The sequence below is a fragment of the Synechococcus sp. PROS-9-1 genome (genome assembly GCF_014279775.1).
Classification (GTDB): domain Bacteria; phylum Cyanobacteriota; class Cyanobacteriia; order PCC-6307; family Cyanobiaceae; genus Synechococcus_C.
In genome coordinates, this window is sequence record NZ_CP047961.1 from 19431 (window position 1) to 43145 (window position 23715).

The 23715-nt window shown below is 56.0% G+C and carries 29 protein-coding genes and 1 tRNA gene; 14 read left to right on the forward strand and 16 right to left on the reverse strand.

Going from position 1 to position 23715, the window contains the following annotated elements; all coding sequences use genetic code 11:
* Positions 1-2 precede the first annotated feature (2 nt).
* Positions 3-1211 carry an NAD(P)/FAD-dependent oxidoreductase gene (locus SynPROS91_RS00085; protein ID WP_370586809.1) on the forward strand — a complete coding sequence of 403 codons (1209 nt, stop codon included), beginning with the start codon at positions 3-5 and terminating at the stop codon, positions 1209-1211.
* On the opposite strand, the gene SynPROS91_RS00090 is transcribed toward SynPROS91_RS00085, so the two are convergent.
* From SynPROS91_RS00090 to SynPROS91_RS00100, 3 genes are read right to left on the reverse strand one after another with little or no spacing between them, the layout of a single operon-like run.
* Positions 1186-2466, reverse strand: a complete 1281-nt coding sequence (locus SynPROS91_RS00090) for a type II secretion system F family protein (protein ID WP_186517303.1) — start codon at positions 2464-2466, stop codon at positions 1186-1188. The two genes, SynPROS91_RS00085 and SynPROS91_RS00090, sit on opposite strands and share 26 nt — an antisense overlap.
* A gap of 16 nt (positions 2467-2482) precedes the next feature.
* Positions 2483-3532, reverse strand: coding sequence for a type IV pilus twitching motility protein PilT (locus SynPROS91_RS00095; RefSeq protein WP_255440007.1), 1050 nt, complete (start codon positions 3530-3532; stop codon positions 2483-2485).
* Positions 3420-5339, reverse strand: coding sequence for a GspE/PulE family protein (locus SynPROS91_RS00100; protein WP_370586773.1), 1920 nt, complete (start codon positions 5337-5339; stop codon positions 3420-3422). The genes SynPROS91_RS00095 and SynPROS91_RS00100 overlap by 113 nt, the downstream gene beginning before the upstream one ends.
* A 79-nt stretch (positions 5340-5418) precedes the next feature.
* On the opposite strand from SynPROS91_RS00100, the gene grpE reads away from it, so the two are divergent.
* From grpE to rsgA, 4 genes are read left to right on the forward strand one after another with little or no spacing between them, the layout of a single operon-like run.
* Positions 5419-6144 carry a nucleotide exchange factor GrpE gene (gene grpE / locus SynPROS91_RS00105; protein WP_255439830.1) on the forward strand — a complete coding sequence of 242 codons (726 nt, stop codon included), beginning with the start codon at positions 5419-5421 and terminating at the stop codon, positions 6142-6144.
* A 42-nt stretch (positions 6145-6186) separates the two neighbouring features.
* On the forward strand, positions 6187-7317 hold the full coding sequence (dnaJ, locus tag SynPROS91_RS00110) for a molecular chaperone DnaJ (protein ID WP_186517309.1): 1131 nt from the start codon (positions 6187-6189) through the stop codon (positions 7315-7317).
* 3 nt (positions 7318-7320) lie between these two features.
* The gene (locus SynPROS91_RS00115; protein ID WP_186517311.1) at positions 7321-7560 is read left to right on the forward strand and encodes a sulfurtransferase TusA family protein; all 240 of its coding nucleotides are present in this window, start codon (positions 7321-7323) and stop codon (positions 7558-7560) included.
* 19 nt (positions 7561-7579) lie between these two features.
* Positions 7580-8461, forward strand: a complete 882-nt coding sequence (gene rsgA / locus SynPROS91_RS00120) for a ribosome small subunit-dependent GTPase A (protein ID WP_186519239.1) — start codon at positions 7580-7582, stop codon at positions 8459-8461.
* Here the strand turns inward: rsgA and SynPROS91_RS00125 are convergent.
* The 3 genes from SynPROS91_RS00125 to murC are packed head-to-tail and all read right to left on the reverse strand — an operon-like array spanning position 8436 to position 11167.
* The gene (locus tag SynPROS91_RS00125) at positions 8436-8777 is read right to left on the reverse strand and encodes a YbaB/EbfC family nucleoid-associated protein (RefSeq protein WP_186517313.1); all 342 of its coding nucleotides are present in this window, start codon (positions 8775-8777) and stop codon (positions 8436-8438) included. The genes rsgA and SynPROS91_RS00125 overlap by 26 nt on opposite strands.
* Positions 8778-8801: 24 nt before the next feature.
* The gene (gene murB / locus SynPROS91_RS00130; RefSeq protein ID WP_186517315.1) at positions 8802-9740 is read right to left on the reverse strand and encodes a UDP-N-acetylmuramate dehydrogenase; all 939 of its coding nucleotides are present in this window, start codon (positions 9738-9740) and stop codon (positions 8802-8804) included.
* On the reverse strand, positions 9716-11167 hold the full coding sequence (murC, locus tag SynPROS91_RS00135) for a UDP-N-acetylmuramate--L-alanine ligase (RefSeq protein ID WP_186517317.1): 1452 nt from the start codon (positions 11165-11167) through the stop codon (positions 9716-9718). The genes murB and murC overlap by 25 nt, the downstream gene beginning before the upstream one ends.
* Before the next feature lie 166 nt (positions 11168-11333).
* Between murC and gap the strand changes: the two genes are divergently transcribed.
* The gene (gene gap, locus SynPROS91_RS00140) at positions 11334-12359 is read left to right on the forward strand and encodes a type I glyceraldehyde-3-phosphate dehydrogenase (RefSeq protein WP_186517326.1); all 1026 of its coding nucleotides are present in this window, start codon (positions 11334-11336) and stop codon (positions 12357-12359) included.
* Between the two features lie 62 nt (positions 12360-12421).
* Here the strand turns inward: gap and thiL are convergent, their stop codons facing one another.
* Both thiL and SynPROS91_RS00150 read right to left on the reverse strand, forming a co-directional pair.
* Positions 12422-13402 (reverse strand): thiamine-phosphate kinase, encoded by a 981-nt coding sequence (gene thiL, locus SynPROS91_RS00145; protein ID WP_186517328.1) that lies wholly within the window; start codon positions 13400-13402, stop codon positions 12422-12424.
* Positions 13403-13409: 7 nt separating this feature from the next.
* The gene (locus tag SynPROS91_RS00150) at positions 13410-14483 is read right to left on the reverse strand and encodes a peptidylprolyl isomerase (RefSeq protein ID WP_186517330.1); all 1074 of its coding nucleotides are present in this window, start codon (positions 14481-14483) and stop codon (positions 13410-13412) included.
* A 65-nt stretch (positions 14484-14548) separates the two neighbouring features.
* Here SynPROS91_RS00150 and efp point away from each other — a divergent pair, with 65 nt between their 5' ends.
* Positions 14549-15112, forward strand: coding sequence for an elongation factor P (efp, locus tag SynPROS91_RS00155; protein WP_186517332.1), 564 nt, complete (start codon positions 14549-14551; stop codon positions 15110-15112).
* Between the two features lie 2 nt (positions 15113-15114).
* A complete protein-coding gene (gene accB, locus SynPROS91_RS00160) occupies positions 15115-15594 on the forward strand; it encodes an acetyl-CoA carboxylase biotin carboxyl carrier protein (protein WP_186517333.1) in 480 nt (159 codons plus the stop codon).
* Here accB and pdxA read toward each other — a convergent pair.
* A complete protein-coding gene (gene pdxA / locus SynPROS91_RS00165) occupies positions 15581-16609 on the reverse strand; it encodes a 4-hydroxythreonine-4-phosphate dehydrogenase PdxA (RefSeq protein WP_186517335.1) in 1029 nt (342 codons plus the stop codon). The two genes, accB and pdxA, sit on opposite strands and share 14 nt — an antisense overlap.
* Here pdxA and SynPROS91_RS00170 point away from each other — a divergent pair.
* On the forward strand, positions 16608-16802 hold the full coding sequence (locus tag SynPROS91_RS00170; RefSeq protein ID WP_186517337.1) for a 4-hydroxythreonine-4-phosphate dehydrogenase: 195 nt from the start codon (positions 16608-16610) through the stop codon (positions 16800-16802). The two genes, pdxA and SynPROS91_RS00170, sit on opposite strands and share 2 nt — an antisense overlap.
* Here the strand turns inward: SynPROS91_RS00170 and SynPROS91_RS00175 are convergent.
* Positions 16765-17694 carry an SDR family oxidoreductase gene (locus SynPROS91_RS00175; RefSeq protein WP_186517339.1) on the reverse strand — a complete coding sequence of 310 codons (930 nt, stop codon included), beginning with the start codon at positions 17692-17694 and terminating at the stop codon, positions 16765-16767. The genes SynPROS91_RS00170 and SynPROS91_RS00175 overlap by 38 nt on opposite strands.
* A gap of 30 nt (positions 17695-17724) precedes the next feature.
* Between SynPROS91_RS00175 and SynPROS91_RS00180 the strand changes: the two genes are divergently transcribed.
* Positions 17725-17958: a serine protease inhibitor gene (locus SynPROS91_RS00180; RefSeq protein WP_255439832.1), complete on the forward strand. Its 234-nt coding sequence runs from the start codon at positions 17725-17727 to the stop codon at positions 17956-17958.
* Here SynPROS91_RS00180 and SynPROS91_RS00185 read toward each other — a convergent pair whose 3' ends face one another.
* Entirely contained in the window at positions 17959-18390 is a 432-nt protein-coding gene (locus SynPROS91_RS00185) for an HNH endonuclease (protein WP_186517347.1), read from the reverse strand.
* A 280-nt stretch (positions 18391-18670) separates the two neighbouring features.
* Between SynPROS91_RS00185 and SynPROS91_RS00190 the strand changes: the two genes are divergently transcribed.
* Positions 18671-20179, forward strand: coding sequence for a DEAD/DEAH box helicase (locus SynPROS91_RS00190; protein ID WP_186519243.1), 1509 nt, complete (start codon positions 18671-18673; stop codon positions 20177-20179).
* Here the strand turns inward: SynPROS91_RS00190 and SynPROS91_RS00195 are convergent.
* From SynPROS91_RS00195 to SynPROS91_RS00205, 3 genes are all read right to left on the reverse strand, one after another.
* A complete protein-coding gene (locus SynPROS91_RS00195; RefSeq protein WP_255439833.1) occupies positions 20134-20535 on the reverse strand; it encodes a M48 family metallopeptidase in 402 nt (133 codons plus the stop codon). The two genes, SynPROS91_RS00190 and SynPROS91_RS00195, sit on opposite strands and share 46 nt — an antisense overlap.
* On the reverse strand, positions 20532-20957 hold the full coding sequence (locus SynPROS91_RS00200; protein ID WP_186517349.1) for a DUF6554 family protein: 426 nt from the start codon (positions 20955-20957) through the stop codon (positions 20532-20534). The genes SynPROS91_RS00195 and SynPROS91_RS00200 overlap by 4 nt, the downstream gene beginning before the upstream one ends.
* Positions 20958-21020: 63 nt before the next feature.
* Positions 21021-21536, reverse strand: coding sequence for an AbrB family transcriptional regulator (locus tag SynPROS91_RS00205; protein WP_186517356.1), 516 nt, complete (start codon positions 21534-21536; stop codon positions 21021-21023).
* Positions 21537-21620: 84 nt separating this feature from the next.
* Between SynPROS91_RS00205 and SynPROS91_RS00210 the strand changes: the two genes are divergently transcribed.
* From SynPROS91_RS00210 to SynPROS91_RS00220, 3 genes are all read left to right on the forward strand, one after another.
* Positions 21621-21911: a chemotaxis protein gene (locus SynPROS91_RS00210; RefSeq protein ID WP_186517358.1), complete on the forward strand. Its 291-nt coding sequence runs from the start codon at positions 21621-21623 to the stop codon at positions 21909-21911.
* Between the two features lie 38 nt (positions 21912-21949).
* Positions 21950-22153 (forward strand): hypothetical protein, encoded by a 204-nt coding sequence (locus SynPROS91_RS12335; protein WP_255439834.1) that lies wholly within the window; start codon positions 21950-21952, stop codon positions 22151-22153.
* Between the two features lie 87 nt (positions 22154-22240).
* Positions 22241-22435 (forward strand): hypothetical protein, encoded by a 195-nt coding sequence (locus SynPROS91_RS00220; protein WP_186517362.1) that lies wholly within the window; start codon positions 22241-22243, stop codon positions 22433-22435.
* 3 nt (positions 22436-22438) lie between these two features.
* Here SynPROS91_RS00220 and SynPROS91_RS00225 read toward each other — a convergent pair.
* Positions 22439-22510, reverse strand: a tRNA-Gly gene (locus tag SynPROS91_RS00225).
* Positions 22511-22560: 50 nt separating this feature from the next.
* Entirely contained in the window at positions 22561-23715 is a 1155-nt protein-coding gene (locus SynPROS91_RS00230) for an alanine--glyoxylate aminotransferase family protein (protein WP_186517364.1), read from the reverse strand.

Below are 23715 nucleotides of genomic sequence, written 5' to 3' on the forward strand. Positions count from 1 at the left end.
TTATGGCAGCGATCACCGCCGCCGAACGAGGGGTTCGTGCTGTCTTGATCTTGGAGGCCACCCCTGAAGTGCTCACAAAAGTGCGCATTAGTGGTGGCGGTCGTTGCAACGTCACCCATGCTTGCTGGGATCCCATGGAGTTAGTGGGGCACTACCCCCGGGGAAGCAAACCATTACGGGGTCCCTTTAGCCAGTTTGCGTGCGGAGATTCGATTGCTTGGTTTGATGAGCATGGACTCACGCTTGTGGAAGAGTCCGACGGGAGGATGTTTCCCCAGCAGAATCGCTCCGAGGCGGTAGTGGAGTGTCTGAGGCGGGCTGCGTTAGCTGCGGGGGTCAAGATCAAGTGCGGCTCCGCTGTGCGTCACCTCAACTGCTCCGCTGCAGGTGACTTTCAAATCTCCGATCAACGGTCTGCCTTTTATCAGGCCAAGCGAGTGTTGCTGGCCAGCGGTGGGCATCCCAGTGGCCGACGGCTTGCCCAGGATTTAGGTCACACGATTGTGCCGCCAGTGCCGTCGTTGTTCAGCTTGAAATTGCAAGCGCCTGCTTTGACGGCATGTAGCGGCATTGCCCTGGATGACGTGGGCTTGGATTTAAGCGTTGGTGATCAGCGTTTTCGTCAGAAGGGCCGGGTGCTGATCACCCATCGGGGTGTGAGCGGGCCTGCCGTATTGCGGCTCACCGCGTTTGCAGCGCGGGCCCTTCATGCCAGTCGTTATCAGGGTGAGTTGCGGGTGGATTGGAGTGGCGGATTGGGTCGCGAGCGTGTTCAGAACAAGCTGCAGCAGGCGCGTCGTGAGCAGGCGCGTCGCACGGTGGTGGCTGCCAAGCCGTTTGAGCATCTGCCGCGGCGTCTTTGGCTTGCCTTTTTGGCGCAGGCGGGAGTGGATGCAGAGCGGCGTTGGGCGGATCTTCCAGCGAAGGCGGAACGCATTTTGGTGGAGACCGTCTGCGCTCAGCGCTTATTGATCCAGGGCCGCGGCCCGTTTGGAGAAGAATTTGTAACCGCTGGTGGCGTTGCTCTGGGTGAAGTGAACTTGGCGACCATGGAAAGTCGGCGCTGTGCTGGGTTGTATTTGGCTGGTGAATTACTAGATGTGGATGGGGTGACAGGAGGTTTTAATTTCCAGGCTTGTTGGAGTGGCGGCTGGCTTGCGGGAGAGGCGATAGCAACTTCTTTTCTTATTGAATCTGGTCAAACACCGTAAACATCGGTAGGTACATCGCCAAAAGGATCGAACCCACGATTCCTCCCACAACAACAATCATCGCTGGCTCCAACATCGATGTGAGTGCCTTCACAGATGCTGAGACTTCGTCTTCATAAAAGTCGGCAACTTTGCTCAGCATCCGATCCATTTCTCCCGTTTCCTCACCAATGGAGAGCATGCTCAGTGCCATGTCAGGCAAGACTTTTTGGCGGGTCAATGCTGTGCTCAGCAATACGCCTTCTTGCACCATGGTGCGTGAGTCCAGAATCGCGTCAGAGATGATTGAGTTGCCAGCAGTCTCACTGGAGATCTCCATTGACATCAGGATTGGAACGCCAGCGCGCGTGAGTGAGCTGAAAATCCTGCAAAACTGAGCGGTGGCTGTTTTCATGATGAGATCACCAAACAACGGTAGCTTGAGAATTAATTTGTCGATCACTCTGCGGCCTTTATGGGTGTTGTAATAACGGCCAATCATCCATGCACCAACCATGAGAATGCCAGCAAAAACAAGTGAAGCAGAGGAGCGAAGTAAGGCGCTTAAATCCACCATCAATTGCGTAAACATCGGTAATTCGGCTCCTAGGTCTTCAAAGATTCCGGCGAAAGTGGGAATCAAAAAGATCGTCATTCCTAAAAACACCAAAATGGCGATCACCAACACGGCCACCGGGTAACCCAAGGCCCCTTTGATTTGGTTTTGGAGTCTGGCGTTGTCTTCCAACAGCTTGGCGAGGCGTTTGAGGGATTCATCCAGAACTCCGCCCGCTTCGCCTGCCTCAACCATGGCGATGGTGAGCTGGTCAAACACCTTCGGCCATTGGCGCATCGCTGCTGCCATTGCCGTGCCCTGATTCACCTCGAGTCCCACGCTGGTGAGAGCTTTTTTAAACATCGGCAGCTTCTGCTGCGTGGCCATGAGATCGAGGCTGCGCACAATCGGCACCCCTGCATCCACGAGCGCTGCGAGCTTGCTGGCCCAAATCGCTTTCTCCTTCACCCCGGGTGGCTTTTGGAACGCTTCTCCCAGATCGATCGACAGCCATCCAGCTGACGCGCTGCCCCCTGCATTTTTGGATTCGGTCTTGGCTCTGCCTTTGCTTTTTCCTTTGCCTGAGTCTTGGCGAAGCTCTTCTGCTTTGATTCCTCGCCGTCGCAGTAGACGACGGGCCGAAACAGCATCGTTTGCGTTGACCGTGACCGTGCGTGGTTGGCCTGTGGCTGAGGTGTAAGTGGCGGTGAAAGAAACCATGCGCTGACCGATCGATTTAGTTGTTGATCAGGCGTTCCAGTTCAGCGGGTTTGCTGGCTTTGCTGAGCCCTTCATCAAGGCTGATCTCGCCCTGATCAATCAGATCGGCAAGCGCTCTTTCCAGGGTTTGCATGCCGCGTTCGCCGCCGGTTTGAATTTGGGAATACAGCTGAGCTGTTTTGCCTTCACGGATCAAATTTGCGATGGCTGGGGTATTGATCATGATTTCTTGAGCCATCACGCGACCGAACTGCCCAGGTGCAGGACTTTGGCGTCGGCAAAGCGTTTGAGAGAACACCGCAGTCAGGCTTCCTGAGAGTTGCACGCGGATCTGGGTTTGCTGGCCAGGTGGAAACACATCCACCATTCGATCAACGGTCTGAGCTGCAGAACTGGTGTGCAAGGTTCCAAACACCAAATGCCCAGTCTCCGCAGCGCTGATCGCCAGTTGAATTGTTTCGAGATCACGCATTTCACCCACCAAAATCACGTCTGGGTCTTCGCGTAGAGCAGCGCGCAGAGCGTTGGCAAAACTGCGAGTGTCCTCGTTGAGTTGGCGTTGATGCACCAAGCTGCGATCACTGGTGTAAACGAATTCGATCGGGTCTTCGATCGTGAGGATGTGTTCAGCGCGCGTGTGGTTGATGTGATCGAGAAGTGCTGCGAGCGTGGTGGTTTTACCTGAGCCAGTTGGACCCGTGACCAGGACAAGACCACGGGGGCGTTTGCTGGTTTCCACTACGACGGGAGGCAGATTCAGCAACTCAACGCTGGGGATTTTGCTTCCAAGAGCACGCAAGCAGGCGGCATAGCTGCCTTTCTGCCGGTACACATTCACCCGAAACCGGGCGACCCCTTTCAATCCATACGCACAATCCAGCTCCCACGTTTGTTCGAGTGTTTTGCGTTGGCTGTTATTGAGCATGGAAAAGATCAGGCGGTTGCAGCCTTCTTCACTGAGCGATTCCTCCTGCATCGGCCGCAGTTCGCCACTGAATCGCCCGTATGGCGGCTGTCCGCTGGCGATGTGGAGGTCGCTTCCGCCTCCGTTCACCAACTGTTCCATCAGGTCTTCGATCATTCGTTCCATGCTCGGAGCTCTCACTGAAGGGTGTCAGGCAATACGGGCATTCCAGCCAACCTTCTTGAAGTCCGCCACCACATCCACGGCAAGTCACTGTGCTGAGGGCCCTGGCGCGTTGTTCTGATTCCAGGCCCGCATCCGTTAACACCATCCGGTCCACCTCTTCCAGTGTGGTGTGACCTTCTCGCACGAGATCAAGGCTGTAGCCAAGCAAGGTTTTCATCCCTCCTTCAAGAGCTAGTTGGCGAACGAGATCAGTGGTTGCACCTTTGGCGACAGATGCGGCCAGGGCTTCATTCATGCGCAGCACTTCGTACACACCGATACGGCCCTTGTAACCGGTGCCCTGGCAGTTGGGGCATGGCGTTTCTGGTCCTTCGTGGTGTTTGGCTTTGAAAAAGGTCACATTGCCTTCATGGCTCGTCATGAGGCCAAAGCGACCTAATTCTTGGGAATCTGGGTGGTATGGGATCCGGCAATCGCTGCATACGCGCCTGAGCAAGCGTTGAGAAACGATGCCCAGCAAGGATGCGCTCACCATGAACGGTTCAACGCCCATTTCGTCGAGTCGGGCGATGGCGCTTGGGGCATCGTTGCAGTGCAGGGTGGTCAAGACCAGGTGTCCTGTCAGAGCTGCTTCGATGGCAGTTTTCGCTGTTTCCTGATCGCGGGTCTCACCCACCAACAGCACATCTGGGTCTTGGCGCATAAAGGCGCGAAGAGCCGTGCTGAAGTCAAATCCTTTCTCACGATTAACTTGACATTGAGTAATACCAGGCAATGTGTATTCAATTGGATCTTCTACGGTGGAGATATTGATCCCGGGTTCGTTACGCTCCGCTAACAGCGAATAAAGAGTTGTGGATTTACCAGATCCTGTCGGACCGGTCACAAGAATCATGCCGAAAGGTTTTGAGCCAAGGGTTCGTACAATCTCGAGTGTGGCGGGATTGGAGATGAGCTTATCCAGTCCTAATTGAGTTGATTGGCTGTCAAGTAAGCGCAGGCAAATCTTTTCGCCGTAGCGGCTAGGCAGGCTATTGACACGGAAGTCAACAGTTCGTCCTTTGTACTGTCTACGGATGCGTCCATCCTGCGCTTGCCTTCGTTCAGCGATATCAAGATCGGCCATGATCTTGAAGCGAGAGGTAATGGCTGGTATTAATTTAGTGGGTAGTGGTTGCGTTAGATTGGTGAGCACACCATCCTTTCTAAGTCTAATTTGTAAGCCAGATGATTGTGGCTCTACATGAATGTCACTTGCATTCATGTCTAATGCTTTTGCTAAAATACGATCCACCAATGTGACAACGGGAGATGCATTGGCACTTGATGGGTTTAGGTCCAGTGACGAGGCTGAATTGCTCTGAATTTCGGCTTCATCAGGATCGGCATTTAAAATTCCTTCAACATCAAAACCATCGAGAAGTGATTTTGCTGTTTCGCTAATTAATGTTTGATTAATCTTCGAATCTGATTCAACTGCTTGTGGATCAAGAATTCGTTTTAGATCCGCTGCATTGGCCAGCACAAGCTTGGAGATGTAGCCATGGCTTCTTAAAACCTGCTTGAGTTGTTCTCGACTGTCTCGGTCGCTGCTGCTTGCGATGGCCACCATGAGGCCGTCGTTGGTGAGATGGATGGGGAGCGCTTGAAGTTGCTTCCAGGTTTCAAGGTCCAACACCTGCCCGGATTGAAGGAGTGCTTCTCCAGCGGCGAGCTCTGCCTCTGAAATCAGCTTTGCCGGCAGAGCAGGCGGTAGCGGCATGCGGGTGGAGTCGGCGCTCATGCTGATTCGGCTTTCCGCGCTTGTGGTGGGTCCATGTGACCCTTCAACATGTCTAGACGTGATTTTGCATCTGGTCAGCATGAGCGCCGACGCTTCCATCCCGGCTAACGATTCGGCATCGGATGTTCCCGAAGCCCAGCAGGACCTCAAATCCTCTGTTGAGGAGACACCCGGCGCTGCTTCTTCCGACTCTGCTTCAGAGGGACTTCCCTCTGCGCAGAACAATGAAGCGCGGCTTGAGCAATTGGAGCGCGAGCACAGCACACTCCGCCAAGAACACGAAACCTTGAGTGGCCAGTACGTGCGCATTGCGGCCGACTTTGACAACTTCCGCAAACGTCAGAGCCGGGATCAGGAGGACCTGAAGCTGCAGATCACCTGCAGCACCCTGACTGAAATCCTGCCTGTGGTCGATAACTTCGAACGCGCTCGTCAACATCTTGATCCTCAGGGAGAAGAAGCCCAAGCTCTGCACCGCAGTTATCAGGGTCTCTACAAGCAACTCGTTGATGTTCTCAAACAACTCGGTGTGGCCCCGATGCGGGTTGTTGGACAAGAGTTCGACCCCAGCCTCCATGAAGCGGTGTTGCGCGAACCCAGTGACGAGCATCCAGAAGATGTGGTGGTTGAAGAACTGCAGCGTGGTTATCACCTCAGCGGCAAAGTCCTGCGTCACGCTTTAGTCAAGGTGTCGATGGGACCTGGGCCGCAGCAGACAGATGTCGCGGCTGATGGAACTGAGGGAGGTGAGAGTGCACCAATCGCAGGGGATGATGGCTCCTCCACGCCTGCGGCGAGCGAATGATTCAAAACTTTTGCCTAGTGTGCGCAGCGGAATGACGAGCTGATGGCCGATTACTACGACCTCCTTGGCGTCAGCAGGGATGCAGATGCCGACACGCTGAAGCGCGCCTACAGGCGGATGGCTCGTCAATATCACCCTGATATCAATAAAGACGCTGGAGCTGAAGATCGCTTTAAGGAGATCGGCCGCGCCTATGAGGTGCTGAGTGATCCCCAAACCCGCGGTCGGTATGACCAGTTCGGTGAGGCCGGGCTCGGTGGCGGCGGTGGCATGCCCGATATGGGCGATATGGGTGGCTTTGCAGATATCTTCGAAACCTTTTTCAGTGGGTTCGGTGGTGCTGCGGGTGGCGCAGGTCGTCAGCGCAGGCGAGGACCTCAACAGGGGGATGACCTCCGCTACGACCTCACGATTGATTTTGACCAGGCTGTGTTCGGCCAAGAGCGGGAGATTCGCATCCCCCACCTCGAGACTTGCACCACATGTGGTGGCAGCGGTGCCAAACAAGGAAGTGGTCCTACCACCTGCACCACCTGTGGCGGTGTTGGTCAGGTGCGTCGCGCTACGCGGACGCCGTTCGGGAATTTTGAGCAGGTGGCTGAATGCCCCAGCTGTAATGGCACTGGCCAGGTGATTGCTGACCCTTGCAGTTCCTGTGGTGGTCAAGGGGTCACGCAAGTCCGTAAGAAATTGCGTATCAACATCCCCGCTGGTGTCGATACGGGGACTCGCTTGCGGGTTTCCGGTGAAGGCAATGCTGGGCTGCGTGGCGGTCCATCCGGAGATTTGTATGTTTTTCTCACGGTTAAATCCCATCCGAGCCTGAGGCGTGATGGGCTCACCGTCCTTTCGGAGGTGAAGGTGAGTTATCTGCAGGCAATCCTTGGCGACACCATTGAGGTGGAAACAGTGGATGGCCCCGAATCGCTGGAGATTCCGGCCGGTACTCAGCCCAATTCCGTTTTAACGCTTGAAAACAAGGGCATTCCCAAGCTGGGTAATCCAGTAGCCCGTGGTCATCAGCGCATTTCTGTCACGGTGACATTGCCGACCCGTCTCAACGATGAGGAACGCGGTCTTCTCGAAGATTTGGCTGGACACCATTCAGCCCGTGGTGAACAACACCATCACCACAAGAGCGGCCTGTTTGCCCGACTCTTCGGGCAGCGCTGACGGATGAGTGATGCCCAATCTGATCATTATCTGGATCTAAGAGGCACCCCTTGTCCAACCAATTTCATTCGCTGTCGTTTGGCCTTGGAGGCCATGCGTCCCGGGCAGCAGTTTCAGGTTGATCTTGATCGGGGTGAGCCTGAGGAGATGGTGATCCCAGGACTGACTCGGGATGGTCATCAGGTGGAGGTGATGGACCAAGCCAAGGATTGGGTGCGTCTTCAGGTGGTGTGTGGTGGTTGATCAGTCGGCTCAGTCCGGCATGGTTGTTGCGCTCCAGGCCAACTACTTAGAGGTGGAGCTGGATCAGGTGTCTGAGTTGATTCCTTCACGACTGCTTTGCACTCGGCGCACGCGCTTGACTCATCGCGGTGAGGCGGTCTACGTCGGTGATCGCGTCAGGGTGGAAGCCATCGATGTGAACCATGCCCGTGCGGTGGTTGCTGATGTCGAACCTCGCGTCAGTTTTTTGACACGTCCGCCCGTCGCCAACGCCACCACGGTGGTCGTGGCATTGGCAGTGGATCAACCAGCTTTTGACCCCGACCAGGCCAGTCGTTTTCTGTTGACGGCAGAGCGAACGTCACTGGTGGTGCAGCTGGTCTTAACGAAAACTGATCTCTTAGAGCCGGAGGCCTTGGAGCGGCTGCGCGTTCGCCTTCATGCCTGGGGGTATCCCCCTTTATTGGTATCGACGTGCAGCGGCCTTGGGCTTTCCAAGCTGAAACAAAGCCTTGCCGGATCGTCTCTTTCAGTGCTGTGCGGGCCCTCAGGAGTTGGGAAGAGCTCATTGTTGAACGCTTTGATCCCAACGCTCGATTTGCGGATTGGTGCCGTTTCAGGACGGCTGCAGCGAGGACGTCACACCACGCGGCATGTGGAGTTGCATCGCTTGGAGGGTGAGGCACGTGTTGCTGATACGCCCGGTTTCAACCGGCCAGAGCTGCCAGACGACCCCAGAAATCTTGAGGTGTTGTTTCCGGAATTACGCGCTCAGCTCGAGCCCCATCCCTGTCGTTTTAGGGATTGTTTGCACCGTAATGAACCTGGATGCGGAGTTACACGCGATTGGGAGCGATACCCGATCTACAGGCGAGCTGTAGAGGATCTTCTTGGGCTTAACCGCCCATCCCGGGGAGATTGAGATTGAGTCCGCCGGTGAGTTCTTCCATGCGTTCTTTCATGGTTCCGGTTGAGCGCTCATAGGCCGATTGCAAGGCGGCGAGTGTGGCGGCTTCTGTTGCTTCCTGTCCTTCGCTCAGCAGGGATGGATCCAGTTTCACTCTCAATGGTTGTTGATTGCCAGACAACCAGATGCTGGCTCGACCGTCTTCACTGTTGCCCTCGATCTCCATTGCATCGAGTTCCTCTTGCAGTTTTTGCGCGTCTTGCTGGATTTGTTGAGCTTTTCGGAATGCCTCAGTGAGCTGTCCGAAATTGGGAAGTCCAAACCCTGCCATGACACCAATGAAGTGATGCGAAGGCTAATCGGTCGTTTGAAAGCCCAAGCGTTTCACTTCAGGATGCAAAGTGATTCCGTGCATCCGTTTCACTTCGTTCTGCACGAAGTCGATCAAGGCGCGGATGTCATCGGCTGTGGCATCACCAACGTTGACGATGAAATTGGCATGCAGCGGTGAGACTTCCGCACCTCCGATTCGTTTCCCCTTGAGCCCTAAGCCTTCGATGAGCTGTCCCGCTTTTTCGGGCTCTGGGTTGCGGAACACACTTCCGCAGCTTGGCCATTGGTAGGGCTGGGTGGTGGTGCGATGACTGAGGTTGCCACTGGTCTTGCGCATCAATTCCTTGGCGTCGTGGCCAGGCTCCAATTGAAACTGCGCTGCAATGACTAAGTGTTTGCTGCCTTGAAGAAGGCTCTGTCGGTAGTCGTAGGCGAGATCGGCGTTGCTGAGAATCGATGTGGTCTTCACCGCGTCCTTCAGCGATCGATCGATGACCTCCACAGAGATCAGGCAGTCGGCTGTTGAGCCGCCTTGAGCTCCGGCATTCATGGTCGCGGCGCCACCCACGGTTCCAGGGATGCCAACGGCCCATTCCAGCCCATGTAATCCAAGTTTGGCTGCTCGCCTTGCAAGCGTTGGAAGTGGTTCACCCGCTAAAGCCTTCACCTGCCCTGATTCGGCATCCAGTTGGCTGCCCTGGAGGCGACGCAAACAAAGAGTGAGACCTGGAAGCCCCGCATCAGCAATGAGCAGGTTCGATCCGGCTCCAATCACTCGGGTCCTCAGACCTTCCGTTTGGGCCCATTGGAGAAGCGATAGACATTGCTCAGCATCATTGGGTTCGGCCAACCATTGAGCTGGACCTCCCACACGCCAAGTGGTGTAGTTGGCAAGGGACACCTGCTGTTGGAGGACCCCAGACTCGAGAAGGGCATTCAGGCCGCGATCGCTGGTGAACATGACGCCTCTCCTCCAATTCTTTCCTCTGACAGGCGTTCCCAGAGACTGTTCACATCACCAGCACCCATCGCCAGAATCAAGTCATCAGGCCGACTGTGTTGTTTCACCAGACCTGTGAGCTCTTGCATCGTGCTAGCCACAAAGACGGGCTGATTGGGATCAATCAGCCGAATGGAGCGAGCCAGAAGCTCACTATTGATCCCTTCGATCGGTTGTTCACCGGCGCCATAAATCGGAGCAAGAATGAGGGCGTCAGCGGACAAAAGTGCTTGGGCAAAGGCGTTGAGAAATTCTTGTGTCCGGCTATAGCGGTGCGGTTGGAAAACAGCGACAAGGCGTTGGGGTGTGCGGGGTAAGGGGCTTCGGCCGCTTTGCACCATCAGCTGGGCCATGGTCAACGTCGCTTGGACTTCGCTGGGGTGATGGGCATAGTCATCAACCACTTGTCGGTCTTGCCACTCCCCCCGGAAATCAAAGCGTCGACCTGGCGAACGCAGTTCAGTCAAGGCCGATAGAAGAGCATCTAAGGGAACACCTTCCATGCGGCAAGCCGCTATAGCGGCCACAACGTTGCTGAGGTTGTGCAGTCCAGGCAGGGGAAGGGTGATGCGACCAACCTGTCGCCCCTGCTCGTAATAGTTGGCAATGGTGCGATCTCCATCGAGTTGCACAGGCAAAGCGGCGTAATCCGCTGTCTCGAAGTGTTGAACAGACCAACAGGCATCGGCTTGAAAGTGTTCTTTGAGAATCGGATCGTCTTGATTGATGAGCAGGCGTTCACAGCCGCGGCCAAAGGTTTTCATCGTCTCGATCAAATCGTCGAGATTGCGGTAGTGGTCCGTGTGGTCCAGTTCGAGATTGGTGATGATCCCCAGACTGGCCTTGAATTTCACCAGCGATCCATCGGATTCATCTGCCTCAGCGACAAGCAGACGACCGCTGCCTGTATGACCGTTGCTGCCGTAACAGGGGACAACACCACCAATCACAGCTGTTGGATCTTCGCCAACCGTCGCGAGGAGTGTGGTCACCACAGTGCTTGTGGTGGTTTTCCCATGGCTACCAGCAACAGCGATTGCGGGTTGTTGTTCGATCAACCAGGCCAAAAGGTCGGAGCGATGCCAAATCGTTAAATCCAAGCGCCGCGCTTCGATCAGCTCAGGATTGGTGTCAGGAATGGCCGTGCTGACCACCACCAAGGGCGCCTCGATGCCGCGCACTCCGAGCTGGGCAAAATTGTTGGAGAGCTGGCTTTCGAATAAGACGAGTGCTTTGCTCTCAAGCGCCTGCATCGCAGGTGTGAGTTTGCGATCGGATCCGCTGACGGAATGGCCTCGTTCCGCGAGGATTAGAGCCAGGGCCGACATGCCGATTCCGCCCATCCCAATGAAGTGAATGTGCTTCTGGGGCTGGATCGAATCGGCCAAGGGGAGTCGACGTGAGGACCAACGATAATCCAGCTTTTCCTTGTGGCCAACTGCTTGAAGCTCATTCCATCTAATTTTTCGGCAGATCGATTACAGGAAAATCCCAATAAATCCTGTATAATCTTGCACCCAAACCCTTTACGCGGTAAGACCGCTTATCTCTGCCATGACCCTGCGCGTTGCCATCAATGGATTCGGCCGAATTGGTCGCAATGTGCTGCGGGGTTGGATCAGCCGAGGGGCGAATACAGATCTTGAAATCGTGGGGATGAATTCCACGTCTGATCCAAAGACCAGCGCTCACCTGCTGACCTACGACTCGATTTTGGGTCGTCTGGATCCGTCAGTGGACATCCAAACCACGGATGACACGATGATCATCAACGGCAAGGAAATCAAATTCTTCGCCGATCGCAATCCTCTCAACTGCCCTTGGAAGGATTGGGGTGTTGATCTGGTGATCGAATCAACCGGTGTGTTTAACACCGATGAGAAGGCCAGCATGCATATTCAGGCTGGTGCCAAGAAAGTCATTCTCACTGCTCCTGGAAAGGGCGCTGGCGTTGGCACCTTTGTGGTCGGTGTAAACGCAGACCAGTACCGCCACGAAGATTGGGACATCCTCAGCAACGCCAGTTGCACCACCAACTGCCTGGCGCCAATTGTCAAAGTTCTGGATCAGAACTTCGGCATGGAATGGGGTTTGATGACCACCATTCATAGCTACACCGGTGACCAGAGAATCCTCGACAACAGCCACCGTGACCTGCGTCGTGCCCGTGCAGCAGCACTGAACATGGTGCCGACGACCACCGGTGCAGCCAAGGCTGTGGCGCTGGTCTACCCCGAAGTGAAGGGCAGGCTTACCGGTTTCGCCATGCGCGTTCCCACCCCCAATGTGTCCGCTGTTGACCTCACCTTCGGAACGTCCAAGGGGCCGAGTGTGGAAGACGTTAAAGCCGTGATGAAGGAGGCCTCTGAGAACGGCATGAAGGGAATCATCAAGTACAGCGACTTGCCTCTTGTCTCCACCGATTTCGCTGGTACGAACGAATCGACCATCTTCGACGCTGATCTCACCTATGCCATGGGTGACAAGGCTGTGAAAATCTTGGCTTGGTACGACAACGAGTGGGGCTACAGCCAGCGCGTTGTCGACTTGGCTGAGGTTGTTGCCAAAGGTTGGAAGTAATCTTCAGGTTCTAGATCTGATCTCTAGCCCTCCCCTAGGGGAGGGCTTTTTTGTACGCCCGTTCAGCGGTAATGAGAGAACCCTGATTGCGGCAGCAACACACCATTGTCGTTCCAGATGATCCTCCCTTTGTCGGCGGTGATGGCCCCGAAGCAGCGACTCCCAGGCTGATGCTGTCTCCAGGATTCAGCCCACTCAGGAGGCAGGCTCAGCACCAGTTCGAAATCTTCGCCGCCACTGAGGCACCAGTGATCCCATGCGCCTGCGCAGGGCCAGGCATCGGCGCGTGGGAGGGCATCTCTGCGCAGAATAGCTCCGCAGCCACTGCTTCGACAGAGACCATTCACTGCAGCAAGCAGGCCATCGCTGCTGTCGGTCCCAGCGGCTCGCCAGGGAAGCTGCTCGGGCTTGCAGGCCATCAGGGTCTTCAAGGCATCAAATCTTGGCCATGGCCGCTGGTGGCATTGAATCGCCTGCTCTTTCAGCCTGGGTGGAACTAAGAGTGCGGTGGGGAGCGGTGTGTCTTGCAGGAGTGCCAGTCCAAGTCGGCTCAATCCATGGGGGCCGCTGCTCATCAGCAGATCACCAGGTTGGGCTTGTGCCCGATGCAGTCGCAATGGTCCGAGTCGTCCAAACGCACTGATCGAGAGCAGTCGTTGGTTGCCGCTGCTGCAGTCACCTCCCAGCAGAGTTCCGCCAAAATGCTCGATGGCTTCTGAGATGCCTTGGTACACCTGTTCAACCCACCACCAAGATGTCGTGCCAGGGGCCACCAAGCTCACGGTGATCCCCTCCACCTGCTCGGAGCCGCTGGCAGCCAGATCAGACAGGTTGGCGACCACTGCACGCCAACCCACATCGGCAGGGGCTGTGGTGGCATCGCTGAAATGAACACCCTCCACCATCACGTCGGTGTTCACCAGCAGTGCCCTGGAATCAGGCGGCAGCATGGCTGTGTCGTCGTCGAGCTGGCCTGGAGGCGCAAAGCGGGCTAGACGGTCCAGTAGCTCCGTTTCTCCAAGTTCGGCCAGGGTGATGCTCACGACAGCATCAGGCGTGAGCTTGCAGTCGATCGGCGCCTTCGATCACCTGGATGCGTTTGATTCCGTCGTCAACGCCCAGTTCTTCGAGCACATCAAAGCCATCCACCACGTAGCCGAAGGCTGCATTCCGACCGTCCACGAGGTTGAGGCCAGCAGGTGTTAACTCCGCTTCGTAGAGAAACAGGAAGAATTGCGATGAGCCATCGCCAAGGGCTTGGTCGGAATGGGCCCAACCCAGGGTCCCAAGAGTGGAAAAAGGAAGAACTGCTGCTGCTTTGAACAGTCCAACGTCCTCGAAGGTTTCGTTGTAGAGGGTGTCGGGTTCGCCTGGAATGCGGATCTCTAGGGGAACGTGCCGCTCTTCTTTGGTCTTTGGGTCCACGTAGCCGATGTCAGGACCTTCCGGGTCTCCGGTTTGAAGGATGTAGAAGTCTTCGGCGCGATTGAAGGGGAGACCGTCATAAAAGCCCTTCAGGCTGAGATCGATAAAGGCGCCGGCTGTCAGAGGAGCGTTGTAGCCGTCCACAACCGCAGTGAGATTTCCTTGCGTTGTTTCGATGACCACGGTTGCCCGTCCAGCAAGCCGTGGCAAGGCATCGAATTCGGAGGGGATGTCTGGAAGGCGATCGTCGATCAGCAGTGCTTCCAGATCACCCACCCGGCTCAAAGTGTCGCGACGGATCTGGATGAATCCATCTCTGTCATTGGCATCCGCCTCTTCCTGAAGCTGTTCCAGGTCAGCGCGCACCTCGTTAAGAAGCAGCTCAGCCTCACTGCGTTGATCCTCAGGAACGGCTTCCACAATGCTGTTGCCGCGGGTGGCCACCAGTTTCTGGCTGCGACTCACCGTGCGTCCCAGCGCACTCCAGCGCTTGGCACGTAAATCGTTACTGGTGGATTCGAGCCGATGTTGAAGCTCGCGCAGATCCTCTTGATTCATCGGCAGTGAATCGCGCAGGATCGCAGCAGGATCCTGTACGGCATTGCCTTGAGGAAGGTCTGCCCATACCGGTTTGGCAAGCCAGAGTCCAAAGGCGGCTAGCCAGGCAAGAAGCAGAGCGGTCAGACGGCGGTGAGCCAAGGAGAACCCCAGGTGCTGTCAGGACTTTGGCACAGCCGTATGATCCACTGAACCGTTCAGCGGGAATGATCTCCAGCAACGACTTTCGCACCGGCACCACGATCGAGCTAGACGGTGCTGTCTGGCGCGTGGTCGAGTTTCTGCATGTCAAGCCAGGCAAGGGATCTGCCTTTGTCCGCACCAAGCTCAAGTCCGTTCAAAGCGGCAGTGTGGTGGAGAAAACGTTCCGAGCCGGAGAAAGTCTTACCCAGGCTGTGCTCGAGAAGTCGAAACTTCAACACACCTATATGGAGGGCGAAGATTTCGTCTTTATGGACATGTCGTCCTATGAAGAGACACGTCTTACCGCCAAACAGATCGGAGATAGTCGCAAATATCTCAAGGAGGGCATGGAGGTGAATGTTGTCACCTGGAATGAGAAGCCCATCGAAGTTGAATTGCCGAATTCGGTTGTGTTGGAGATCGCTCAGACAGATCCCGGTGTGAAGGGAGACACAGCAACCGGTGGGACGAAACCTGCCATCTTGGAAACAGGTGCTCAGGTCATGGTTCCTCTGTTTTTATCGATCGGCGAGAAAATTAAAGTTGATACTCGCAACGACACCTATCTGGGACGGGAGAACGGTTAATCATGCAGCTCGACCACGATCAGCTCCACACCCTGCTTGCCGCTCTCGTCGAGAGCGATATTCAGGAATTCCGCCTGGAAGGAGACGACTTCCGTTTGGAAGTGCGTCGCAACCTTCCTGTCACTACGGTGGCTGCGCCATTGGTGCCAGTGGCTTCTGCAGCGGTTGCTCCCCCGCCGGATAGTTCTGCTGTTGAGCTCTCTGCAGGAACGCCTCCGCCTGCGGCTGGATCTCGTTCAGATTTGTTGGAAGTCACGGCTCCCATGGTTGGGACCTTCTATCGGGCTCCGGCACCAGGAGAACCTTCGTTCGTAGAGATTGGGACCCGCATTGGCGTAGGCCAAACGATTTGCATTCTTGAAGCCATGAAGCTGATGAATGAGCTCGAATCGGAGCTGGCAGGTGAGGTGGTTGAAATCCTGGTGGACAACGGCACCCCTGTTGAATTTGGTCAGGTGTTGATGCGGGTTAAGCCCGGCTGAGGTCCCAGGCGGCCCGAATCGCAGCCACCATGCTTGTCGATCTTGCGATCCCTTGTCCTGCGATATCGAAGCCGGTTCCATGATCCGGTGAGGTGCGCAAGAACGACAGCCCGAGTGTGGTGTTGACGGCCTCGTCGAAGGCCATCAGCTTCACGGGGATCAAGCCTTGGTCGTGATACAAAGCAAGGATCCCATCGGGAGATTCCGGTTGACATCCCAGCTGCCAGGCCTTGGCAGCGCTGAGCCAACAGGTGTCAGGAGGCAGTGGACCGCTCAGATGGACGTGCGGATGGTTGTCCTGCCACTGATGCAGTGCGGGGATGAGCCAGGTCGTTTCTTCGCTGCCTAGGCGGCCCTGCTCTCCAGCGTGGGGATTGAGGCCTGCAACGAGCAAGCGTGGGTTGGGATTGAACCTCAGGCAGAACTCGCTGAGCACGTCCAGTTTGCGGAGTACGAGCTCGGGGCTGAGTGCAGTGGGGACCTGTTGAAGTGGAAGATGCGTCGTGGCGAGAAGGGTGTTCAGCCTCCAGCCATGGTTGGGTGAAACAGCTGTGAACAGCATTGAGGCTTGACGCGCACCATCAAGTTCTGCCAAGCGTTCTGTTTGGCCTGGATAGTCGTGTCCTGCAGCATGCCAGGCATGTTTTGCAATGGGTGCTGTGACCAAAGCCAGGCTGAGCTCCTCTTTCACGCGCAAGACGGCATGGCTCAGCCAGCGAAAACTGGATGCACCGCTTTCCTGGCTCGGAGCTCCAGGGGTGATGGCCTCATGGACTGGTAGATCGTCAATGTCTAGATCGCTGGGATCCATCAGGAGGGGGCACTGTTGGGCTTTCAGCCTTGAGTACGTTTGCTCCAACGTTGTTCGGCAGCCAACAACGAGTGGGTTCAGTCCATCGGGCAGTCGAGGGTCGGCAAGGGCTTTCAACGTGACTTCCATGCCGATTCCAGCAGGATCGCCGAGAGCAATCACCAGGCGGTCGTTAGCGTTAGAGGAGGGATGAGAGAAGGACATGCTGCGCTGGTTGCTTCTGGGGTTACTGCTTTATGGGTTGGGAACGGCGTTGCGGAAGGGCTGGATTGAAGTGCAATGGCAACGAGTGCTTGATGATGCTGGATTCACTGAAACAGGTTCAGACAAGCCGCTTCCGTTGCATGAATTGCCGATGCTTAAGGCTCCGCCTCCTGTTCAGGATTCATCCCGTTGAAGCCCTCTGCATCGAAACAATCCTTGAGACCGCTTGAAAAATCGGGATGCAGAAAGGTGTATCCCAGCTCGTCTCGCAGGAGTGCGTTGCTTACTTTCCGGTTGTCTGCCCAGAAGGAGAGAGCCATTGGGCTCATGTTGGCTTGGGCTTCACGGAAGGGGATCGCTGCTGGGAGCGTGCATCCCAAGAGTTCGGCTCCAAAACGTTGAAGCTCGAGGCGGGAGGCGGGCCTGTTATCGCTGATGTTCACCACCATTGGTCGCTGTCCTGCTGCGGCTCGATGGATGAGATGCCAGCAGGCTCCAGCTAGGTCATCCACATGGATTCGGCAAAACATCTGCCCCGGTTGATCCACAGGTGTCAGGTTGCCTGAGTGGATGGCAGCCAGGGGTGAGCGGCCTGGCCCGTAGATCCCAGGCAGGCGCAGGATCTGCACCGGCAGGCCGCTTTCGCGCCACAGCTGCTCACACTCCAACCGCTTCTGGCTGCGGAGTTGAGTGGGTTGGGGTTCGTGGGTTTCATCCACCCAGTTGCCATTGCTATTCCCATAGACGCCTGTGGTGGAGAAATAGCCCACCCATTGGAGTGGAAGCTTCTGCAGCTGCTCTCCAAGACACGTCAGCACGGGATCCGTTCCCTCTTTGTTAGGCGGGATTGTGCTGATCAGATGGGTGACGGAGGCGAGCACTTCATGGCCGGGCAGGATCCCGTTGGCGCTATCAAAGGCCTGATCATCGCTACCGGATTCCGGTCGGCGGCGTGTGCAGATCACCCTTGTACCAAGCGCTTTGGACAACTTGGCGAGATGGCCTCCGCTGAAGCCAGCGCCAAGAATGCACAGCGTTGCATCCGACGGGAGGGGAGCGCAGCGCTTGACAAGATCGTTCAGCATCAGTACAAACGTATTAATCGCGGTTTCGTTGTGGCTGATTCTTCCTTTTCACTGGCGCCCTCACGGGATTCCATGCTGCCCCAGAGTCGGGTGTCTCGTCGTGATCGAGCACAGCCCCAAGACACTTCAAGGGTTCGCACGGGCTCAGCACTTTTGGCTGCGGCTCTGGTGACAGGTGCCTTGTTGATGGCTCCTGACCAGCCTGAGCAAAGCGCCTCGATTTGTCAGCACTATCACTCGGAAGCGGCCTGTCGGGTGTGGTGATCAGGCTGTACGAAGTCCCCAGTTCTGCTCGTCATCCCCATGGGAGTGAGCGTTCTTTGGCCCTTCGGAGCGGGTTGGTTGGTTGTGTTCAGGCTGGGCCCATTGCAGCAATCGCAGGGCAAGGCGAAGATCGCCGTCAATCCAGGCGCGGATGGCCATGGCGCGGCGAGGGTCGTAAAAAGGTTGGCGCCGGTACCACTCAAAAACATCCTGATCAGACTTGCGTCCGTTGCAGGACAGGCAAGCGGGCACGCAATTTTCGGTGACGCTCATGCCTCCACGACTCAGGGGGAAGACATGGTCAATGGACTCCGAAGGTTTGCCGCAATAAATGCAGCGTTTTCCAGTGTGGAGATGAATCGATTGACGCCAGCGTCGAGTTCGCAGCTTGGGACAGAGATCTTCAAGGAAAACCGCATCCCTGCTGTGCATCCCAATACCTCAGCTGTGGGGATTCTGACCTGAGAGCAGGGTTCGTCAACGTGTCGAAGGATGCATTTTGAGGGTCGTGCAGTTTTTTATCGATCAATTCGTGGATCACTCATCCGCATTTGTTGTATTGCCCAGCGCACTTCGGGGGTGTTGAGAGGATTAGCGTCTGGGTCCTTGAATCGGAATCACGGCTTCATCACCAACAGCTTGCACGCTGGGATTGACTCCGTCTGGATTGGTGCAGGCCCGTTACCCGTTTGATGCGGTGACCCATGCGGAGATGCGCAGAATTCGTCCACGGGGCGTATGGCGTGGTTCTCGGCTGGGTTGGGAATTTCCGCTTGCCTCAGCGGAGGCTCTGTTGCAGCGTTTTGAACGGCGCTTCCGGGTGGATGAGGAGCTGATGCGTTGGTTGCATTGGCATCGCCATCCGCTACCCCCGCTGCCGCCCCACCGAGATCTGGTCGCGCAGGCTGATCTGGATCAACGATTGCGTGATGGCCGCATACCGATGCCTCACCAGCGTTCTGGTGCGCGCTGGTTGTTAGCGCGGCGCGGCGCGGTGCTGGCCGATGAGATGGGTCTTGGCAAAACCCTCACTGTGTTGCTGGCGGCGAGAGCCTTGCTGCGTGCCTTGCCGTTGCGCTTGTTGGTTGTGGCCCCTGTGGGGTTGCATTCGCATTGGCGCCGAGAGGCCGCGGCCCTTGAGCTCATGCCGGACCTTTGCAGCTGGGCGCGACTTCCCTCTGAGCTCCCGGAGGCGGGTACTTTGCTGCTGGTGGATGAGGCCCATTACGCCCAAACCCTGCGGGCACAACGCACTCAGGGTTTCCTGCGCCTTGCCCGGCATCCCCGCCTGAGAGCCATTTGGATGCTCACTGGCACACCAATGAAAAATGGCCGTCCTGATCAGCTATACCCCTTGCTGGCTGCGATGGACCATCCCATTGCTCGGGATCAGCACTCTTACGAGGAATTGTTTTGTCAGGGGCATTTCCGCGAGCAAGGCGGACGGCAGCGTTGGCAAACCGCAGGAGCCAGCCGATTGGACGAGCTGCGACGCCTGACCCGACCGCTTGTTTTGCATCGCCGCAAGCAGCAGGTTTTGGATCTCCCCCCCAAGCGAAGGACGTTTGAAGGGATCGCTCTCGACGGTGAGGAGCTGAAGGGCTTTGATTACCGCCTTCGGCTGGTGATCGATGACTATCGCCAACGGGTGGCGCAGGGATTGGTGCGTTCTGACGCTGAATCTCTAGCGGTACTCACGGCTTTGCGGCAAATTGCAGCTGAATTCAAGTTGCCGGCTGCGCAACAGTTGATTCAGCGTTTGCGGCAGCAGAACAAGCCGATCGTCTTGTTCAGCAGCTTTGTGGATCCGTTGCTGCTGCTCCACGAACGTCTTGGAGGTGTTTTGTTGACAGGCCGGCAGAAACCCGATCAGCGGCAGTCTGCTGTGGACCGCTTTCAAGCAGGGGAGTGCGATTTACTGTTGGCCACCTTTGCTGCTGGGGGGCTTGGTTTTACGCTCCATCGTGCTCAGCATGTTGTTCTCTTGGAACGGCCTTGGACGCCTGGGGACATCGAACAAGCGGAAGATCGTTGCCATCGCATTGGTATGGAAGGAGGCTTGATCAGCCATTGGCTTCAGCTCGGTCTCGCTGATCAGCTCGTGGACGGTTTGGTGGCCAGCAAAGCCGAACGGATCGAGTTGTTGCTTGGACCGCGTCGCCTCACCCTCGATCGTCAGCCTTTGCCAACGATGGTGTCCCGTTGCTTGCAGGATTTGTGACGCACATTGAGTTCATGCACCACCATCGGATCAGCAGACTTGCTTTCTTGGCGAAGTAGCGCCATGGCTTGGGTCACGTCGGCGCAGGCTTGGTCGGTCTTGCCCATCAGGGTGAGCAACAGCGAGCGATCAGCAAGCGCGGCTGGTTTGTCTCCATAAGCGTCAACGACCTCATTGCACCGTTGCAGTGCTGTGTCGAGATTGTTCAGATCAAGATCTGACATGCAATCGGCAATCGATATTTCAGTTGAGATGGTCGCGGGCTTCGGTTCGGATCGGCTGCGGCATCCCAAACCTGTTAAGAGCAAACCGCCAATCATCAGGATGGGAATGAATCGAATGGAAGAGGCCGTCAATAGCTGTAGCGATTGTCATCGCTCGAGTTAGACGAATTGAATGAATTGCTATTGCTTGAATCCGTCGAGTTGAGAACGCTTTCTGGGGATTTTGCAGAGCTTGTGCTGCCTCCAAAAAGATCGCCGAGGTATTGACCGCAGTTGGGGTAGCTGCCTGGGTCTTCTACAACAGCCTCAGTGATCATGACCGCAGCATGTACTGGCGAGGTTTTGAACATTCCGCTTTTTTGGCGTTTGATCAAGGCATAAGCAGCTTCCCAGCTGACTTCGTGATCGTTATTGCTGCTTCTCATATAGCAATAGATTTTTGCTCCCTTAACGGCTTCAGGGGTCCCGGCTATCGCGTCTAATGGGGTCAAGCTGAGTCCAGCTAATCCGGCCAGAGAGAGGAAAAGCGCAAGGCGCTGGCGCAGTCGGGCCATGGCAGGACAATTGAAGCGATCAGAAATAAAATATCGATTGAGATCGCTCTGTCTAGCCCTAAGTCAGGAATCACCGAGCCCAAGTGGCGTGAGCAGTTTCACTACAACAGGGATGACCAGCAAGACAGTGATCAAGCGGACGGCATGCAGTGCAGCAACGGCTGCTCCAACGCCGTAGTCAGCCCCAACCAGGCTCATGCCGCTGATTCCACCAGGCGCTGCACCCAGCAGGGTGACGAGAGGATCAACGCCGAGCAGCCTGCTGCTCCATAGCCCCACCACAATTCCAGTGAGCACGAGGGTGAGCGTGATCAAGATAGCCGGTTTCCACAACTGCTGTAGTTGATCGAGTGAGGCTTTGGTCAGGCCTGTACCGATCACGGTGCCAATGGCGATTTCCAGGCAGGTCTTTGTGCCTGCTGGCCATTGAGCCACCTCGAGCCGTCCACTCATGCTCACCATGGCGGCTCCGATCAGTGCGCCTGCCAGTGGTGCAGCAGGGATTCCAGTGCGCGTGGCAAGCAATCCCATGCTTGTGCCGGCGAGTAGATAGAGGAGCACCGTTGTGAGTGGGGGCATGAACACCACGCTGCAGATTGATCCTTAGTCTGGATCGAGCGGTTCTGATGTGCTGTTATCGGGGCATATCTGTTTGTTGGGGCGATGACCCAGTCCGTTTCCTTCCGCATTACGCGTACCGCTGAGGATGTGGCGCAGACCCTGAATGCCCTATCTCAACGGCTGATCAAGCTTGAGAATCGTCTTGAGAGTTTGGAGCTTCAGCTGGAACGCCAGTCTTCGGAGGTCAACAGCATGCCCGCAGATGAGATGGAACGTCTTGATGGTGTGGATCGCTTGCTCACCGATTGCAGAGACCTTTTGCTGAGTTCTGAGCCGCAATGGGTCGATCAATCCAGTTCTGTTATGTCCTCGGAGCAAGACTTGGCTGCCTAACCCATGTCATGGGTGGCACAATTTGAATAAAGCCATCTATGGCTCACTCATCCTCCAATTCCGCAGCGACGTGCGAAGTCATGTCGCGCAACCACCAAAATTTCTTTGAAGGTGGCCACCAGCTTGAAAAGCTGGAATTCGCTCTCGCCGTTGCAATCACGCGTGGAGATGCCAGCAGATGCGAAATGCTTCGCGGTCAGATTGCTGAACTTGGAGGCAATATCGAAGAGCCAGGTACTTGAGTTAAGATTGGCTTGAGATTCATTCGTTAGACTATTGATATTCAGGTCCATTTAGTGTTGAATTCGGTCCTCGATAGAACTTCAACGATGCTGCAATCTGCTCCCAATCAAAAACAGGAGCATCTTGCCAAAGCTGTTGCATTTTTCCAGAAAGCGCAATCTGCAGCTGAAGCAGGAGACGTCTCGTCTTCAGGATCTTTGATTTTGAAAGCACTTGGACAGGAGCGACGAGCAGGTACCGTCGGCCCTCAAGTGATGCAATTGATTAAACCCAGATCTTGACTAAGCGGGTGACCGGATTCGAACCGGCGACGTCCAGCTTGGGAAGCTGACATTCTACCGCTGAATTACACCCGCATAGGCGTGATTATATCTCACGCCTATGCTCTATTTGATGATTAACCGCTCTAGTTTTTGCTTAAGACTGCTGATGCAGCGCTAAGGCCAGCACCCATCTCGCCCTTGTGGAAGCCGAGTGAATGCAATACGGATTCAATGGCAGCGACGGCTGTCAACACATCTCGATCGCAGACAAAGCCGAGATGGCCAATGCGGAACACCTTGCCTTTGAGATGGTCTTGACCGCCAGCTAACAGAATGTCGAAGCGATCTTTAATCGTTTTACGCAGCAGTTCCGCATCCATTCCTGTAGGTGCAACTGCCGTAATCGCCGGACTTCCATAGCCTTCGGCTGCAAACAGCTCCAATCCGATCGCTTTCATCGCAGCTTGTGCTGCATCGCGGTGGCGAGCATGGCGGGCAAAAATCGCTTTAAGACCTTCTGCCTGCATCATCTCCAGTGCGGCGTCGAGAGCGAAGTACAAATTCACGGCAGGCGTGAACGGATTGCTGTTTTTGGCGGCAGTTTTCCGGTAAGGGCCCAAATCCAAATAAAACTTGGGTAGATCCGAACGTTCATAGGCCGTCCAAGCTCGCTCACTCATTGCGACAAAGCTGAGCCCCGGCGGCATCATGTATCCCTTTTGGGATCCAGATGCGACCACATCAAGGTTCCAGTCATCCATGGGCACGTTGGTGGCGCCCAGGCTGGTGACGCAGTCGGCGATGGTCAGCGCTGTGCCATGGGCTTGGACGTGGCGGCTGATCGTTTCAAGATCGTTGATCACCCCTGTGGACGTTTCTGAATGGGTCAGGATCACCGCGCGGATCGTTTTGTCACTGTCGGCTTCCAAAGCGGTCCGGAAGTTGTCCGGGTCAAGGGGTTGTCCCCACTCCGCCTTAATGACGTCCACCTCAAGGCCGTAAGCGCGCGCCACCTTGACCCAGCGCTCGCCGAACTTGCCGTTGTCGCCACAGATCACTCGATCTCCACGACTGAGTGTGTTGATGATTCCCGCTTCCATGGCAGCTGTGCCGCTACCGGTGATCACCAGCACGTCGTTGTTGGTTTGATGCAGCCAGCGCAGTTGAGCGGTTGTTCGTTCCACCACCGCTTGAAAATCACCGCTGCGGTGCCCGATGGGATGGCGACCCATCGCTTTCAGAACCGTTTCTGGCACCGGGGTGGGTCCGGGGATCATCAGGGTGAGCTTGTCCTGCAC

Coding starts and splice junctions, on each gene's coding strand:
- SynPROS91_RS00115 (WP_186517311.1), top strand. CDS start 7,321: ATGAGTGATGCCCAATCTGATCATTATCTGGATCTAAGAGGCACCCCT.
- rsgA (WP_186519239.1), top strand. CDS start 7,580: ATGGTTGTTGCGCTCCAGGCCAACTACTTAGAGGTGGAGCTGGATCAG.
- murB (WP_186517315.1), bottom strand. CDS start 9,740: ATGTTCACCAGCGATCGCGGCCTGAATGCCCTTCTCGAGTCTGGGGTC.
- SynPROS91_RS00210 (WP_186517358.1), top strand. CDS start 21,621: ATGACCCAGTCCGTTTCCTTCCGCATTACGCGTACCGCTGAGGATGTG.
- efp (WP_186517332.1), top strand. CDS start 14,549: ATGATCTCCAGCAACGACTTTCGCACCGGCACCACGATCGAGCTAGAC.
- SynPROS91_RS00095 (WP_255440007.1), bottom strand. CDS start 3,532: ATGGAACAGTTGGTGAACGGAGGCGGAAGCGACCTCCACATCGCCAGC.
- SynPROS91_RS00205 (WP_186517356.1), bottom strand. CDS start 21,536: ATGCCCCCACTCACAACGGTGCTCCTCTATCTACTCGCCGGCACAAGC.
- pdxA (WP_186517335.1), bottom strand. CDS start 16,609: ATGTCCTTCTCTCATCCCTCCTCTAACGCTAACGACCGCCTGGTGATT.
- SynPROS91_RS00220 (WP_186517362.1), top strand. CDS start 22,241: ATGCTGCAATCTGCTCCCAATCAAAAACAGGAGCATCTTGCCAAAGCT.
- SynPROS91_RS00090 (WP_186517303.1), bottom strand. CDS start 2,466: ATGGTTTCTTTCACCGCCACTTACACCTCAGCCACAGGCCAACCACGC.
- SynPROS91_RS00175 (WP_186517339.1), bottom strand. CDS start 17,694: ATGCTGAACGATCTTGTCAAGCGCTGCGCTCCCCTCCCGTCGGATGCA.
- SynPROS91_RS00200 (WP_186517349.1), bottom strand. CDS start 20,957: ATGGCCCGACTGCGCCAGCGCCTTGCGCTTTTCCTCTCTCTGGCCGGA.
- SynPROS91_RS00170 (WP_186517337.1), top strand. CDS start 16,608: ATGCTGCGCTGGTTGCTTCTGGGGTTACTGCTTTATGGGTTGGGAACG.
- SynPROS91_RS00185 (WP_186517347.1), bottom strand. CDS start 18,390: ATGCACAGCAGGGATGCGGTTTTCCTTGAAGATCTCTGTCCCAAGCTG.
- gap (WP_186517326.1), top strand. CDS start 11,334: ATGACCCTGCGCGTTGCCATCAATGGATTCGGCCGAATTGGTCGCAAT.
- accB (WP_186517333.1), top strand. CDS start 15,115: ATGCAGCTCGACCACGATCAGCTCCACACCCTGCTTGCCGCTCTCGTC.
- dnaJ (WP_186517309.1), top strand. CDS start 6,187: ATGGCCGATTACTACGACCTCCTTGGCGTCAGCAGGGATGCAGATGCC.
- SynPROS91_RS00100 (WP_370586773.1), bottom strand. CDS start 5,339: ATGAGCGCCGACTCCACCCGCATGCCGCTACCGCCTGCTCTGCCGGCA.
- SynPROS91_RS00190 (WP_186519243.1), top strand. CDS start 18,671: ATGCGCAGAATTCGTCCACGGGGCGTATGGCGTGGTTCTCGGCTGGGT.
- SynPROS91_RS00085 (WP_370586809.1), top strand. CDS start 3: ATGGCAGCGATCACCGCCGCCGAACGAGGGGTTCGTGCTGTCTTGATC.
- SynPROS91_RS00125 (WP_186517313.1), bottom strand. CDS start 8,777: ATGGCAGGGTTTGGACTTCCCAATTTCGGACAGCTCACTGAGGCATTC.
- grpE (WP_255439830.1), top strand. CDS start 5,419: ATGAGCGCCGACGCTTCCATCCCGGCTAACGATTCGGCATCGGATGTT.
- SynPROS91_RS12335 (WP_255439834.1), top strand. CDS start 21,950: ATGGCTCACTCATCCTCCAATTCCGCAGCGACGTGCGAAGTCATGTCG.